The organism is Zavarzinia marina, assembly GCF_021568905.1.
GTDB classification, from domain to species: Bacteria; Pseudomonadota; Alphaproteobacteria; order Zavarziniales; family Zavarziniaceae; genus Zavarzinia; species Zavarzinia marina.
The window spans coordinates 192,520-207,105 of sequence record NZ_JAKGSB010000003.1; the positions used below are offsets into that span (position 1 = coordinate 192,520).

At 66.7% G+C, this 14,586-nt stretch carries 15 protein-coding genes; 10 read left to right on the plus strand and 5 right to left on the minus strand.

All coding sequences use genetic code 11. The features are described from left to right. Window positions 1–33: 33 nt before the first annotated feature. Window positions 34–1,488, minus strand: a complete 1,455-nt coding sequence (gene ffh, locus L2U69_RS09800) for a signal recognition particle protein (RefSeq protein WP_236106625.1) — start codon at window positions 1,486–1,488, stop codon at window positions 34–36. Window positions 1,489–1,951: 463 nt separating this feature from the next. Here ffh and L2U69_RS09805 point away from each other — a divergent pair, with 463 nt between their 5' ends. Together L2U69_RS09805 and L2U69_RS09810 are read left to right on the plus strand one after the other, a co-directional pair. Next, a complete protein-coding gene (locus L2U69_RS09805; protein ID WP_236106626.1) occupies window positions 1,952–2,386 on the plus strand; it encodes a PRC-barrel domain-containing protein in 435 nt (144 codons plus the stop codon). An 11-nt stretch (window positions 2,387–2,397) separates the two neighbouring features. Beyond that, entirely contained in the window at window positions 2,398–2,598 is a 201-nt protein-coding gene (locus tag L2U69_RS09810) for a CsbD family protein (protein WP_236106627.1), read from the plus strand. Window positions 2,599–2,658: 60 nt separating this feature from the next. Here the strand turns inward: L2U69_RS09810 and L2U69_RS09815 are convergent, their stop codons facing one another. Next, window positions 2,659–3,930 carry an oxygenase MpaB family protein gene (locus L2U69_RS09815; RefSeq protein ID WP_236106628.1) on the minus strand — a complete coding sequence of 424 codons (1,272 nt, stop codon included), beginning with the start codon at window positions 3,928–3,930 and terminating at the stop codon, window positions 2,659–2,661. A gap of 120 nt (window positions 3,931–4,050) precedes the next feature. On the opposite strand from L2U69_RS09815, the gene L2U69_RS09820 reads away from it, so the two are divergent. The 8 genes from L2U69_RS09820 to L2U69_RS09855 all read left to right on the plus strand — a co-directional run bounded on the left by L2U69_RS09820 (window position 4,051) and on the right by L2U69_RS09855 (window position 11,851). Continuing rightward, entirely contained in the window at window positions 4,051–4,632 is a 582-nt protein-coding gene (locus L2U69_RS09820) for a TetR/AcrR family transcriptional regulator (RefSeq protein ID WP_236106629.1), read from the plus strand. 263 nt (window positions 4,633–4,895) lie between these two features. Beyond that, window positions 4,896–5,813 carry an ABC transporter permease subunit gene (locus tag L2U69_RS09825; protein ID WP_236106630.1) on the plus strand — a complete coding sequence of 306 codons (918 nt, stop codon included), beginning with the start codon at window positions 4,896–4,898 and terminating at the stop codon, window positions 5,811–5,813. 2 nt (window positions 5,814–5,815) lie between these two features. After that, a complete protein-coding gene (livM, locus tag L2U69_RS09830; RefSeq protein WP_236106631.1) occupies window positions 5,816–7,294 on the plus strand; it encodes a high-affinity branched-chain amino acid ABC transporter permease LivM in 1,479 nt (492 codons plus the stop codon). Then, window positions 7,291–8,124, plus strand: coding sequence for an ABC transporter ATP-binding protein (locus L2U69_RS09835; protein WP_236106632.1), 834 nt, complete (start codon window positions 7,291–7,293; stop codon window positions 8,122–8,124). Before livM ends, L2U69_RS09835 begins: the two co-directional genes overlap by 4 nt. Window positions 8,125–8,132: 8 nt before the next feature. After that, on the plus strand, window positions 8,133–8,843 hold the full coding sequence (locus tag L2U69_RS09840; RefSeq protein ID WP_236106891.1) for an ABC transporter ATP-binding protein: 711 nt from the start codon (window positions 8,133–8,135) through the stop codon (window positions 8,841–8,843). Window positions 8,844–8,846: 3 nt separating this feature from the next. Further along, window positions 8,847–9,194, plus strand: a complete 348-nt coding sequence (locus L2U69_RS09845) for a DUF6867 family protein (RefSeq protein ID WP_236106633.1) — start codon at window positions 8,847–8,849, stop codon at window positions 9,192–9,194. A gap of 124 nt (window positions 9,195–9,318) precedes the next feature. Next, on the plus strand, window positions 9,319–10,437 hold the full coding sequence (locus L2U69_RS09850) for a branched-chain amino acid ABC transporter substrate-binding protein (RefSeq protein ID WP_236106634.1): 1,119 nt from the start codon (window positions 9,319–9,321) through the stop codon (window positions 10,435–10,437). 232 nt (window positions 10,438–10,669) lie between these two features. After that, complete coding sequence (locus L2U69_RS09855; protein WP_236106635.1) at window positions 10,670–11,851, plus strand: branched-chain amino acid ABC transporter substrate-binding protein; 1,182 nt, start codon at window positions 10,670–10,672, stop codon at window positions 11,849–11,851. A 7-nt stretch (window positions 11,852–11,858) separates the two neighbouring features. Here the strand turns inward: L2U69_RS09855 and L2U69_RS09860 are convergent, their stop codons facing one another. From L2U69_RS09860 to L2U69_RS09870, 3 genes are all read right to left on the minus strand, one after another. Next, window positions 11,859–12,539: a hypothetical protein gene (locus tag L2U69_RS09860; RefSeq protein WP_236106636.1), complete on the minus strand. Its 681-nt coding sequence runs from the start codon at window positions 12,537–12,539 to the stop codon at window positions 11,859–11,861. A 117-nt stretch (window positions 12,540–12,656) separates the two neighbouring features. Beyond that, window positions 12,657–13,337, minus strand: a complete 681-nt coding sequence (locus L2U69_RS09865; RefSeq protein WP_236106637.1) for a hypothetical protein — start codon at window positions 13,335–13,337, stop codon at window positions 12,657–12,659. A gap of 104 nt (window positions 13,338–13,441) precedes the next feature. Next, window positions 13,442–14,542, minus strand: a complete 1,101-nt coding sequence (locus tag L2U69_RS09870) for a quinone-dependent dihydroorotate dehydrogenase (RefSeq protein WP_236106638.1) — start codon at window positions 14,540–14,542, stop codon at window positions 13,442–13,444. Window positions 14,543–14,586 lie beyond the last annotated feature (44 nt).

Here is a 14,586-nt window from a genome sequence, read left to right on the forward strand (position 1 = left end):
TGGGTTGGGTTCGAATGGATGGGATGGGGTTGATCACTTGAGGCCGCCGGGCGGGAAACCGCCACCGGGACCGCCGAGGCCACCGGGCGGAAATCCGCCGCCGGGGCCGCCGAAACCGCCGGGGGGCATGCCGCCGCCACCGCCGAAGAGGGCGCCGAGACCGCCGCGCATCATGCCCTTCTTCCCGAGCTTGGCCATGCGCTTCATCATGTCGGCCATCTGCTGATGCTGTTTCAGCAACTTGTTCACGTCCTGCACCGTGGTGCCGGAGCCCTTGGCGATGCGGATCTTGCGCTTCGCCTGGATGATCTGGGGGTTCTTGCGCTCCTTCGGCGTCATCGAGGAGATGATCGCCTCCTGGCGCTTGATCGCCTTGTCGTCGATATTGGCCTTGGCCAACTGGTCCTTCATCTTGGCGACGCCGGGCAGCATGGCCAGCATGCCCTGCATGCCGCCCATCTTGCGCATCTGCTTCAGCTGCTGGGACAGGTCGTCCAGGTCGAACTTCCCCTTCGCCAGCTTGGCCGCCATCTTCTCGGCTTCCTGCTGGTCGATGGTCTCCGCCGCCTTTTCGACCAGGGAGACGATGTCGCCCATGCCGAGGATGCGGTTGGCGATACGGTCGGCGTGGAAGACTTCGAGGGCTTCCAGCTTCTCGCCGAGACCCATCAGCTTCAGGGGCACGCCGGTGACCGCGCGCATCGAGAGCGCGGCGCCGCCGCGGCCGTCGCCGTCGACACGGGTCAGCGCGATGCCGGTCAGGCCGATGCGCTCGTGGAACTGCTGCGCCACCGTGACCGCGTCCTGGCCGGTCAGGCTGTCGGCGACCAGCATTACTTCATGCGGGTTCGCCTCGCGCTTGACCGCCTCGATCTCCTGCATCAGGGCTTCGTCGACGTGCAGGCGGCCGGCGGTGTCGAGGATGACGACGTCATAACCCTGGAGCTTCGCCGCGGTCATGGCGCGGCGGGCGATGTCGACCGGGCCCTGGCCGGCGATGATCGGCAGGGTCGGCACGTTCGCCTGCTCGCCCAGCACCTTCAGCTGCTCCTGGGCGGCCGGACGGCGGGTGTCGAGCGACGCCATCAGGACCTTCTTCTTGTCCCGATGGGTCAGGCGATAGGCGATCTTGCCGGTGGTGGTGGTCTTGCCCGAGCCCTGCAGGCCGACCATCATGATCGGCACGGGCGCCGGCGCGTTCAGGTCGATGTCGGTATTGCCGCCCCCGCCCAGCACCTCGACCAGATGGTCGTGGACGATCTTGACCACCATCTGGCCCGGGGTGACCGAGCGCACGACGTCCTGGCCGATCGCCTTCTCCTTGACGGCGGCGACGAACTCCTTGACCACGGGCAGGGCGACATCGGCCTCGAGAAGGGCGAGGCGGACTTCGCGCATCGCCTCCGCGACGTCGGAATCCGTCAGCGCGCCCTTCTTGGTCAGGCGGCCGAAGACGTCGGACAGACGATCGGAAAGACTCTCGAACATCAGCTCTAACCGGTTCCCCCTAGGCCCGAAGGCGATCAGGTTTGCACAAACACCAAGGGCGCCGGTGGGCGAAACCTCGCTGACCGGCGGACGCCCGTAGGCGCGGCGGATACACAAATCCGTCGAAGATGCGGGAACATGATCGAAACGCCGTGGTTTGTCAATTCACATGGGGGCAGGGCTGCTGTCTGCCCCCCGCCGCCACGCGTGCCAAGTCACCTCCCGAAGTGATAGCGTAAAATCGCCCATTCGGCCCGCCGAATTCCCGATGAAATTTCCTGGAATTTTTCTCGGAACAAATCCAACGGGGTGTCGTTGGTTCAGCGTGATCGACGTGTGATCACGTATCGTCATCAAACCTGGTCACGATTTCACCGCATTTCGCCAAGTTTCGAACACGAATACATCGATATTCGGACTGGCTTCATTGTCTTGCGGAAGATGACCTAGAGAGGAGACGAAGATGAACAAGACCATGACCGCCGCCGTGCTGACCACCCTTCTGGCCGGCGCCACCGTTCCCGCCATTGCCGCCGAGACCATGTCGCCGGCCACCGCGCCCGAGGCCACCGTGCCGCCCGCCGGTGCCGAAGCCTCGGTGACGGCCGATCCGGTGCATATCGGCGCGGCGCTCCGCGCCGGCGACCTGATCGGCACCGAAGTAACCAATGTCGCGGGCGACGAGGTGGGTGAAGTCACCGATCTCGTGATCGGCGAGAACAATACCTTCAGCGCCGCCATCGTCTCGGTCGGCGGTTTTCTGGGCGTCGGCGACAAGGAAGTCGCGATCGCCCTGGCCGATCTGACCGTCACTCCGGTCGAGGACGGCGAATATCGCGTCGTCGTCGCGGCGACCCGCGATCAGCTCGAAGCGATGCCCGAGGTGGAACTGAACTGAGGAGCCCCGCCATGAACTGGGACATCGTGAAAGGCAATTGGAAGCAGATCCGCGGCCAGGTGAAGGAGCGGTGGGGCGATCTCACCGACGACGACCTGAAGTCCCTCGAGGGCCAGCAGGAACGCCTGATCGGCCGGATCCAGGAACGCTACGGCAAGACCATGCGGGAAGCCGAGCACGAAGTCGCCGAGTGGATGGGCAAGCTCCACTGACGGCGATAGCCACCGCCGGGGGACCATACCCGGCGGTGGCGCCCCGTTTCGACGGGGGTGTCAGGCAGCCCGGCTCTTCCCCTCGAGCGGGCTGCCTTCGCCCGTCTCGAACGGCGGTTTGCGGTCGCGGAACGCCTTGCGGATCTGGGCCTGCAGCATGACGAGGCGCAGACGGGCCGCGCCGGCCCGGACCATGGGCACCCGCCGCGCGCCGTTGAAGGCCGCGATCGCCGGGCGCGCCGCCCGGGGCAACAGCCGCCAACCACTGTCCGGAATACCCAGCGTGTCGGCCGCCGCCTTGCCGATGATATGGCGCGAGAAACCGGCGTAGGACGCGGCATCAAGATCGGCCAGGGCCCGCCCCAACCGGCCGGGCACATCCTTCAAGGCCTCCCGACCCGCCCCCAGGAGGGCATTGGAAAGCGCCCGGCTGTCGTCGTCGGCATCCGGCTGCGAGCGGACGAGCAGGCTGAACAGGCTCGAGGCCTGGGCGAAACTGTCCGGCAGCAGGGCTTCCTCCACCCCCATGATGTAACCGACATAGCGCCACAGGTGGACCACCCCCTCCTTCTCCGAAGGGGACAGGGTCAGGCCGATGTCGATCAGAGGCCCGATCATGCCCAGCGAGAAGGCGAGCGCCGTGGCCGACATGTCGGCCTGGTTGATGGGCGTGCCCCAGTCGGCGGCGCGCCAGCGCGGATCGCCGGTCAGGGCGCGGCGCACCATGGCATGCATCACCCGCACCCGGACGGCGGCGGCGAAACCGTCCGAGAAGCGCCCGACGGTGCCGGAGGCGAAAATGTCGACGGCGAATTTTCCTGTCTCTTCCAGGCGCTTGTAGGTGCGCCCGCTGAGTGCCCCGGTCATCACCAGGACGCGGGCGATCGCGCTCGAGCAATAGCCGACCATCAGGGTGCCGGAGCCGAGCGCATAGCGAAGCAGGGGCCCGGTCGACAGCGCCACCTGACAGCCGAGACGCAGGAGATCGTCCCGCACCCAGTCGGGCCGCCGGTCGATCTGGGCGAAGAAGGCGGCGAGCGCCGGGGCCGGGGCGTCGATCGCCCCGATCCCTTCGCGCAGCGCCTTGTCGAACAGGCGCCAGCCCTTGCCCTTGGCCCCATCGTCGCCCTTGCCCGCCATCCATGCGACCAGAGCGTCCGCCAGGGGATCGCCCTTCGCGAGGCCGGCGCGCACCGCCGCGCGGCGCGCGGGATCGGCCGAGGGTGGGCCGAAATGCCGGGTCAGATGCAGGGTCCAGGGCGCCGGGTCATGGTCCGGATCGCGCCAGCGCGCCGGCACCGTCCGGGAATCCGCCAATCCGTCGATCGTCACCGTGTCCTCCGCTTTCCTGTTGTTTCCCGAATTGTATATGAGCAATTATTCACATCTACTTACATGGCTCCGCGTTGGCAGAAGAGGGCGCCGCCTATGACCCAAGCCTTTGATCTGAACATGAAAAAGCGTCCCGGCCAGGGCCGCTCCCGGGCCACGGTGGAAGCGGTTCTCGAAGCCACCGCTCAACTTCTCGCCGAGACCGGCTATGGCGCGCTGACCACCAATCACATCGCCGAGCGGGCAGGGGTCAGCATCGGTTCGGTCTACCAATATTTCCCGGGCAAGGAGGCGGTGGTGGCCCAGGTGGTGGAGCGGGTGGTCGACGACGTGCTGGCGGATTTCAGCACGGGCCTGCTGGCGGGACCCACCGACAACCGGCGCATCGCGGCCGTGGTCTACGACGCCATCGACCGCCGCGCCGCCCTGGTGCGCGCCCTGACCTACGAGATCCCCTTCCTGCGCGACCTGCCGGCGATCGCCAATCTGCGCGGGCGCCTGCTGCTGCTCGCCAGCCAGATCTACATGCGCACCCTGGCGGAGAAGCCGTTCACCCACCCCCATGTCGCCAGTTTCATACTGACCGCCATGGTCCGCTCGGCGGTGCTGGACAGCATCCTGAATCCCCTGCCCGGCATGACCCGCGAACAGGCGATCGACACCCTGGCGGAAATCATCGCGCGCATCGCCGGGCCCGGCTGATCTGGGGGGCTGACCGCCGGTCGCGTCGGCGGATTGTGTCGATTCAATCCGCTGGCACGTTGCGGCGCCCTGCGATGGAGGCTAACGTTTTCGCGAAACGCGGCCCGGCGAGTCCTTCGGGCCAGCGAATCCATCGGGCTGGGGGTTGGAATTTGAGGTCTTGCAAGACGTCGGGCCGGCGACGGCCCCCCATTCGCTCCCATGGTCCCGACTGTATCCGGGGTCGCGGGGCCCGCATCGTGTCAGTGGCGGAGGGCTGAGCCTTGGAATACCTGGTTCAGCAGGTGATCAACGGCGTCACCCTCGGATCCGTCTATGCCCTCATCGCCATCGGCTACACGATGGTCTACGGCATCATCGGCATGATCAACTTCGCCCATGGCGAGGTCTATATGATCGGTGCCTTCACCTCGCTCATCGGCATCATCGTCATGGGGCTGCTCGGCGTCACCTGGGTGCCGCTGGCGCTGTTCATGGTGCTGCTGGCGTCGATGGCGATCACCGCGCTCTACGGCTGGTCGGTGGAACGCGTCGCCTATCGCCCGCTGCGCGGCTCGTTCCGGCTGGCGCCGCTGATCTCGGCCATCGGCGTCTCGATCTTCCTGCAGAACTACGTGCAGATTTCGCAAGGCGCGCGCCCGAAGCCGATCCCGCCGGTGATCCGCGGCGGCTTCGAACTGATGACCAGTTCCTCGGGCTTCACGGTCACCCTGTCCTATCTCCAGCTCTTCATCATCGTGCTGACCATCGTCCTGATGGTGGGCTTCACCTATCTCATCACCCAGACCAGCCTCGGCCGGGCCCAGCGCGCCTGCGAACAGGACCGCACCATGGCCTCGCTCATCGGGATCGACGTCGACCGCACCATCTCCATGACCTTCGTCATGGGCGCCGCGCTCGCCGCCGTCGCGGGCATGATGGTCACTCTCTATTACGGCGTGATCGACTTCTACATCGGCTTCCTCGCCGGCATCAAAGCCTTCACGGCGGCGGTGCTGGGCGGCATCGGCTCCCTGCCCGGGGCGGTGCTCGGGGGCTTGCTGATCGGCCTGATCGAAGCGCTGTGGTCGGCCTATTTCTCCGTCGAATACAAGGACGTGGCGGCCTTCACCATTCTCGTCCTGGTGCTCCTGTTCCGGCCCAGCGGCCTTCTCGGCCGCCCCGAGATCGAGAAGGTGTGACCATGGCCGTTGCGAATAGCGTCGTCGCGCCGGCCGCCCCGCTGCCGCCGGTCCTCGCCGCGCTCAAGGACGCGGTGCTCGTCGCCCTGGTCGCCATGGCGCTGACCGGGCCCATCGTCGGCCTGCAGACGGTCGATGCCGGCGGCCGGCTGACGGTCGACATGCGTTTCACCGAAGTGGCGCTGGGCATCGTCATCGTCTTCTTCGGGCGCTTCGGCCTCGCGCTCGGCGAACGGGGCCTGGCGCTGCCCGCCTATGGCGTCGGCGCGCTTCTCATGGTCGCCGGCTTCCTGCTGCCCTGGCCGGCGGAACTCCTGAAGGTACTGGCGGTCGCGGCCGGCATCGCCCTGGTCGTCCGGGGTATCGCCGGCCAGTTGAAGGAGCGCCGGACCCAGGCCGTCCTCCGCGCCCCGGACGAGGAGGACGCCAAGGCGGAACGCCTGCGCCGCCTCGTCACCCGGGGCCTCGGCTTCGCCATGCTGGCGGCCGCCGTGCTGCTGCCCATGATGCCCTTCGCCAATTCCTACATCATGGATACGGCGATCCGGGTCATGACCTACATGATGCTGGCCTGGGGGCTCAACATCGTGGTCGGCCTCGCCGGGCTGCTCGATCTCGGCTACGTCGCCTTCTACGCGGTCGGCGCCTATACCTATTCGATCCTGTCCAAGGATTTCGGCTTCGGCTTCTGGGGCGCGCTGCCCATCGCCGGCGCGCTGGCGGCGAGTTTCGGCATCCTGCTGGGCTTTCCGGTGCTGCGCTTGCGCGGCGACTATCTCGCCATCGTGACCCTCGGCTTCGGCGAGATCATTCGCATCGTATTGCTGAACTGGACCAGTTTCTCGGGGGGGCCGAACGGCATCGGCTCGATCCCGCGGCTCACCTTCTTCGGCTATCCCTTCGCGCGCCGCGCGCCGGAGGGCGAGGTGACGTTCCACCAGCTCTTCGGGCTCGACTTCTCGCCGCTGCACCGGGCGGTGTTCTTCTTCTATCTGATCCTGGTGCTGGCGCTGGTCGTGAACTTCTTCACCATCCGCATCCGCCGCCTGCCGGTCGGACGGGCCTGGGAGGCGCTGCGCGAGGACGAGATCGCGTGCCGCGCGCTCGGCATCAATCCGACCAACACCAAGCTGACGGCCTTCGCCATCGGCGCCATGTTCGCGGGCTTCGCCGGCTCCTTCTTCGCGACGACCCAGAGCTTCGTCTCGCCCGAGAGCTTCACCTTCCTCGAGTCCGCGATGATCCTGGCGATCGTCGTGCTCGGCGGCATGGGCAGCCAATTGGGCGTGGCGCTGGCCGCGATCCTGATCATCGGCCTGACCGAGGCCTTCCGGGGCCTGGCGGAATACCGCATGCTGGTCTTCGGTCTCGGCATGGTCATGATCATGGTCTGGCGCCCGCGCGGGCTCCTGGCCCATCGCGACCCGACGGTGCTGCTCCACGGTCGCAAGAGCGTGCTGAAGAAGGGGGCCGCCGCATGACCGCGCCGCTCCTCAAGGTCGAACATCTGACCATGCGCTTCGGCGGCCTCGTCGCCATCAACGACGTCTCCTTCGAGGCGGAGGCGGGCCGCATCACGGCGGTGATCGGACCGAATGGCGCCGGCAAGACCACGGTCTTCAACTGCCTGACCGGCTTCTACAAGCCAACCGTCGGCCGCCTGACCCTGACCGACGCCAAATCCGGCCACAGCTACCTCCTCGAACGGCTCGACGATTTCCGCATCACCAAATCGGCCGGCGTCGCGCGCACCTTCCAGAACATCCGGCTGTTCGCCGGCATGTCGGTGCTGGAGAACCTGCTGGTCGCCCAGCACAACAAGCTGATGCTGGCCAGCGGCTACAGCCTGCTCGGCCTCGTCGGCTGGCCGTCCTATCGCGCGGCGGAACGCGACGCGGTCGAAAAGGCGCGCTTCTGGCTGGACCGCACCGGCCTCCTGCCCCGGTCGGACGAGCCGGCGGGCTCGCTGCCCTATGGCGATCAGCGCCGGCTGGAGATCGCGCGCGCCATGTGCACCGACCCGGCGCTGCTCTGCCTCGACGAGCCGGCGGCGGGCCTGAACCCGCGTGAATCGGCGGAGCTGAACACCCTGCTGCTGATGATCCGCAACGACTACGGCGCCGGCATCCTGCTGATCGAGCACGACATGAGCGTGGTCATGGGCATCTCCGACCACATCGTCGTGCTCGACTACGGCAAGAAGATCGCCGAAGGCTCGCCGGCGGAGATCAAGGCGAACCCGGACGTCATCCGCGCCTACCTGGGCGAGGACGACACGACCGAGGCCCTGGCCGAAGGAGTCGTCGAATGACCGCCCCCATGCTGAAGATCGAGGGGCTGCGCGCGTCCTATGGCGCGATCGAGGCCCTGAAGGGCGTCGACGTCGAGATCCACGAGGGCGAGATCGTCACCCTGATCGGCGCCAACGGCGCCGGCAAGTCGACACTCTTGATGTCCATGTGCGGCAAGCCGAAGCCGAGCGCGGGGCGCGTGATCTTCGAGGGCCGCGACATCACCGGCATGACCACGCACCACATCATGCGTCTCGGCATCGCGCAAAGCCCGGAGGGGCGGCGCATCTTCCCGCGCATGACCGTGCTCGAAAACCTGCGCATGGGCGCGGTGGTCACCGACCCCGCCCACTTCGACCAGGATCTGGAGCGCGCCTTCACCATGTTCCCGCGCCTGAAGGAGCGCCAGAACCAGCGCGGCGGCACGCTGTCGGGCGGCGAACAGCAGATGCTGGCGATCGCCCGCGCCCTGATGAGCCGGCCCCGGCTGCTGCTTCTCGACGAGCCGTCGCTCGGCCTCGCCCCGATCATCGTGCGCCAGATCTTCCAGGTGATCCGCGAGATCAACGCCGAACAGGGCATGACCGTGTTCCTGGTCGAACAGAACGCCTTCCACGCCCTGAAGCTCGCCCACCGGGCCTATGTGCTGGCCGGCGGCAAGGTGCAGATGAGCGGAACCTCGGCCGAACTCCTTGGCAACGAGGAAGTGCGCGCCGCCTATCTCGAAGGGGGGCATTGAGCGATGGAAGCGGTCTTCGACACCACCCTCGGCCCCTTCATCGGCCTGACCCTGGTCATCTTCGGCGGCTGCAGCTTCCTTGCCGGTCAGGCCGTCGCCGAGGGCTGGCGTCCGGCCTGGATGGCGGTCGCGGCCGGCTTCGGCGTCGCCCTGTTCGACCGTTTCCTGCATTGGGGTCTGTTCTCGGGGCACCTCTGGTCACTCCAGGGTTACGTGCTCGACGGGCTGATCCTGTCCGCCTATGCGCTGCTCGGCCACCGGCTGACCCTGGCGGCCAAGATGGTGCGGCAATATCCCTGGCTCTACGAAGCGGCGGGCCCCCTCGCCTGGCGCGAGAGGGCCCCGGAATAGCGTTCGAATCCGGCATCGGCCCGTTGCCGGGCCGTGCCGTTGTGTCTAGGCTCTTGCCCTGCCACACGTCACTTGGCCGCCATTCCGGCGGCGGGACCGTGGGGGGAGAATATCGGAGGATCGCATGAAGCAGCTGAAATCCGGGCTCGCCGCCGTTGCCCTGCTTGCCGGCCTCGGCGTCGCGGGTGCCGCGCACGCCGACATCACCATCGCGACCGCGGGTCCGATGACCGGCCAATACGCGGCTTTCGGCGAACAGATGAAGCGTGGCGCCGAACAGGCGATCAAGGACATCAACGCCGCCGGCGGCGTGAACGGCGAAATGCTGAAGCTCGAGGTGGGTGACGATGCCTGCGACCCGAAGCAGGCGGTCGCGGTCGCCAATGACCTCGTCAACAAGGGCGTCGTATTCGTCGCCGGCCACTTCTGCTCGTCGTCGTCGATCCCGGCCTCGGCGGTCTATGCCGACAGCGACGTGCTGATGATGTCGCCGGCCTCGACCAATCCGGCGCTGACCGACGAAGCGGCGGAAAAGGGCTGGATCAACGTCTTCCGCACCTGCGGCCGCGACGATTACCAGGGCGCCACCGCGTCCAAGTACATCATGGACAAGTTCCCCGGCAAGAAGGTCGCGATCCTTCACGACAAGTCGGCCTACGGCAAGGGCCTGGCCGACGAGACCATGAAGGGCCTCGAGGCCGGCGGCGCCGCGCCCGCCATGTATGAAGCCTATACCCAGGGCGACAAGGACTTCTCGGCCCTCGTCTCCAAGATGAAGTCGGAAGGCATCGAAGTCGTCTATATCGGCGGCTATCACACCGAGGCCGGCCTGATCATCCGCCAGGCGGCGGAACAGGGCCTCGAGGCGACCTTCATCTCGGGCGATGCCCAGAACACCGCCGAACTGTGGTCGATCACCGGCGAGGCCGGCGAAGGCTTCCTCTTCACCTTCGCCCCCGATCCGCGCAACAAGGCGGAAGCAGCCAGCGTGGTCGAGGAATTCAAGGCCGGCGGCTATGACCCCGAGGGCTACACCCTCTACACCTATGCCGCGATCCAGGTCTGGGCCGAGGCGGTGAAGACGGCCGGCGGCACCGACACCGAAAAGGTGGCCGAAGCGGTTCGCGCCGGTTCCTTCCCGACCGTGCTCGGCACCCTCGGCTTCGACGCCAAGGGCGACGTGAAGGATCCGGAATACGTCATGTACGAATGGTCGAACGGCAATTACGCCGAACAGAAGTAATCCCTGCCATCCGCGCGATCGGAGGCCCGGCCGGTAACGGCCGGGCCTCTTTCGTTTCGGCGCCGGTGTTTCGGCCCTTGCCCCATCCCCGCGCTCGCGGGAAGAAGGGCGAAAGGGCCGCCGTCGCGTCCGGTAAACCAGGTTCGCCGCGCTCTTGGGGGCAGTGGCGGTTGCGCCGAATCGTGACGCCCCTTAGCGTCGGCGGGTGGAATGCTCGGGAAGGGGCAGGGGTATGCGCAAGCTGTTGCTGGGACTGGTGGCCATCATCGCGTTCGGTGCCGCCGTCGCCTGGTTCTGGACCCGGGGCGACCGGGCCCCGGATCCGACCGCGGCCGGCGAGACGGCCAGTGCCCTGCCCGAAATCGTGCTCGGCCTCGCCGCCCCCCTGACCGGGTCGCAGGCGGCCTTCGGCCAGCAGATGAAGACCGGCACGGAATTCGCCATCAAGGTGATCAACACCAACGGCGGCATCGAAGGCCGTCCGGTCAGGCTGGTCACCGCCGACGATGGCTGCACGGCCGGCGGTGCGGCCAAGGCGGCGGCGGATCTGGTCGACGCGGGCGTCACCGCCGTGATCGGCCATTTCTGTTCCGCCGCCAGCCGCGCGGCCGCCGCCGTCTATGGCCCGGCCGATGTCGTCATGATCACGCCCGGCTCCACCGATCCGCGCCTGACAGCCGATGCGCCGCCCGGCGGCGGCATGGTGTTCCGCACGGTCTGGCGCGACGACTATCAGGGCATCATCACCGCCGCCCTCGTGAAGCAGAGCATGGCGGGCAAGAAGGTCGCGGTGGTGCGCGACGCCTCGGTCTACGGCCAGCAATTGGTCCATGCCTTCACCGCCGCCCTCGCCAAGCTCGAACTGCCGGCACCGGCGGTCGACCTCACGCTCGGCTCGGACCTCTCGGCCAAGTCGGCGGCGGCCAAGGTGAAGGCCTCGGGCGCCGGCGTGGTCTTCGTCGTCGCGGCCCCCGCCGCCGCCGGTCAGGTGGTGAAGGCGCTCCGCCAGGGCGGGGTCACGGCTTCGATCGTCGGTCCGGACGCGCTCGCCAGCGCCGATTTCGCCGAGGCCGCGGGCAAGGCGGCGGATGGCGCCATCATCACCTTCGCGCGCAATCCCCTGACCTATCCGGGCGCCGCCAAGGCGGTCGAGAAGATGACCGCTCTCGGCCTGGACCCGTCGGGTTACGCCATGAACGCCTTCGCGGCGGCCGAGGTCCTGTCGGCGGCGCTGCGCCCCGTGGTGAAGCCCAACCCGACGGCCGCGATCGACGGCAAGCGCCTTGCCGCCACCATCCGCGTCAACCGCTTCACCACGGTGCTCGGCGAAATCGCCTTCGACGCCAACGGCGACCTCGCCCGTCCGGGCGTCGTCTACTACGTCTGGAAGGGCGGCGAACTCACGGCGATGTGAGGGGGAATCAATGCTGGCTGGCCTCGAGAACGGAGACCGCTGCTGGCAGAATCCAAAGCGCGGCGATGGTTTCGCCCATCCTCTGCGCCATGATCAATTCCGGGGGATCCGCGCTATCCGCAAGACGAAAAGCCGCGACCACCTCGATTGACCAGCCTCCAACCATTGTCGTTGATAGGATCGTCTTTATATCGCCGTCGTCGCGCGGCAATATGAAGGCCGCTACCTCGACGGGGCCTAGGCGATTATTGTTCAAAGATTGATATTCGACAGGCTTGATGCCTGTGTAGCTTTCCAGGATATCCTTTTTCATGTCCGCGATTATTTTTGCCGAATCTTGCCCCGGTTTCCGGCTGACTTCGATGGCCAGATTCACGATGTCCAAAATCTTGTAATAGCAGCTGACGCCGTCGCCGATTGGCATATCCCGTGAAATTTCCAGTCGTGTCAGAGCCGATCTCGGTGGTGCCTTAGCAAAAGAACAGATCATGCCGCTTTGAATATGCCGCACCGAGTCTTTGCCGCTGATTTCGAAAACGAGATTCCCATTCTCGATCTTGTCGATCATGGCTTGGGCGAATGCGGCCGCGGAGGTTTCATTCTTCGAATTGTTGGTTGGCGCGCCAGATGTCGACTGACCATTGGCGGCGCAGGAGGCCAGCGCCATTGCGGCGGCGATCGCGACCATACGGCCTCGGAGAATCTTCATTTGCCCCACTCCATGCGTAGTTATTCAGCGAGTATCATGAGCGCGAAACAGCCATGCTAGGCACCGTCACCGGCGGCTGAGTCCGGCCAGCGGCGATCAATCTTGCGCGGCTTTCTGGATCGAAAATGCAGGCTGCACGATCCACATCGCAGCAATGACGTCCGCACGGATCGCCATTGCCGGGTTGTCGGCGCTGTCTATCAGCGGATAGGTCGCACGGATTTTCACCAGCCAATCGCCGACGACCGTGACCCAGACACCGCTTTTCATGCGCTGGCCATTCATGGCGATGACAAAGCCCTGGCCCTCGATCGGACCCAGGCCCTTGACCGTGAGAACCGGGACCTTGCTCGATTGCGCGGTACCGTGGAACGCGACGATCTGTCCGACCGAGGCTGCCAGATAGTCGGCCGCAGACATGCCTCGGTTTCGAGTGGCGTAAAGGGAGACCCGGCCACCCGGCAAGTCCTCGGTCGGTGCCATCACATAGTCGCAACCGACGTCATCACCGGGCGGGCTGTTCGGGAAGATGAAGAGCCTTTCCAGCGCGACGTTGCCTGCGGCATTCGTCGGTGGGCACGTCATGCCGCTCTGGATATGGACGACGTTGCCATTCTCGTCGCTGCGGAATGCCGCCGTGCCGCCGGCGGTGGCGGCGATCAGATTGTCGGCGAGGGGCGCGCTGGCCGGTGCCTTGTTGGTGGCTGTGTCGCCCGGGGGAGCCGCCGATGGCGAGGTTTCCGTGGCGCAGGAGGCAAGGCCGAGGACGGCCAGCATCAAGACCACGAACCGATTGCAGTTACGCATCCCATCACCATTGCCTTCATCCAATGGGTGAAGGGTGGTATTTCGTGCAACTTAGTCAAGCGCGAACTGGCCGATCAAGCCTTGCTGCCGTCGCCCACAGCATCCGCCACGCTGGCGAAACCGTCCCTGGCCAGCAGATCGGCCAATTCGCGCTTGATGGCGCGGGCGATGGCGGGGCCTCGAAACACCATGCCGGTATAGAGCTGGATCAGATTGGCGCCGGCGCGGATCTTGGCGTAGGCGTCCGCCCCGGTGAAGACGCCGCCGACCCCGACGAGCACCGCCTCCGGCCCCGATTCGCGGCGGATCGCGGCCAGCAGCGCGGTCGAGGCGGGAAAGACCGGCCGGCCCGACAGGCCGCCGCGTTCGATCTGCTTCAGGTCGGTCAGGCTGGTCGGGCGCGCCGCGCTCGTGTTGGCGACGACGAGGCCGGCGAGACCGTGGCGCAGCGTCACCGCCGCGATCGCCAGCGCCTCCGCCTCCGTCAGGTCGGAGGCCAGCTTGACCAGCATCGGCGTCCTGCAGCCGCCCCGCACGTCGAGCAGGCGGCGCAGCAGATCGTCGAGCCGCCCGGGATCCTGGAACATGCGCCCGTTCTTCGTGTTCGGACAGGAGACATCCACGGTGAGGTAGTCGGCGATGGGCGCGAAAGTCTGCACGAGGCGCACGAAATCCTCGGCCGGGGCGTCGGACGACGTATTGCTGGCGAGGTTGACCCCCAGCGGAAAGCCCGGCCGCCGCGCCGCGCGCACCCGCGCGGCGACCGCGATTTCGCCTTCGTTGTTGAAGCCCATGCGGTTGATCGCCGCGAAATCGCCATCAAGCCGAAACAGCCTTGGGCGAGGATTGCCCGGCTGGGGCTTGGGCGTGACGCCGCCCACTTCCGCGAAGCCGAAGCCGAGGCGGCGGAGATGGCGCGCGGCGACGGCGTTCTTGTCGAAGCCCGCGGCCAGACCGATCGGATTGGCGAAGGCGATCCCCATGGCCGCGACCGCGAGGGATTGAGGATCTTTTTCGCCGCATGAGGGAAAAAGACCGCGCCGGAGCATGCCGAGGGCGAGACCATGGGCGGTTTCCGGGTCAAGATGGCGAAGGAACGGCCACGCCAGCCGGTAGAGGCCGATGGGGGTCGGGGAGTCCGGGGCGCGGGGCTCCGAATGGGTGTCTGAATTCATGATGGTGGGACGCTAGCGGAATGCGGGTCGGCTTTGAAGTGCGG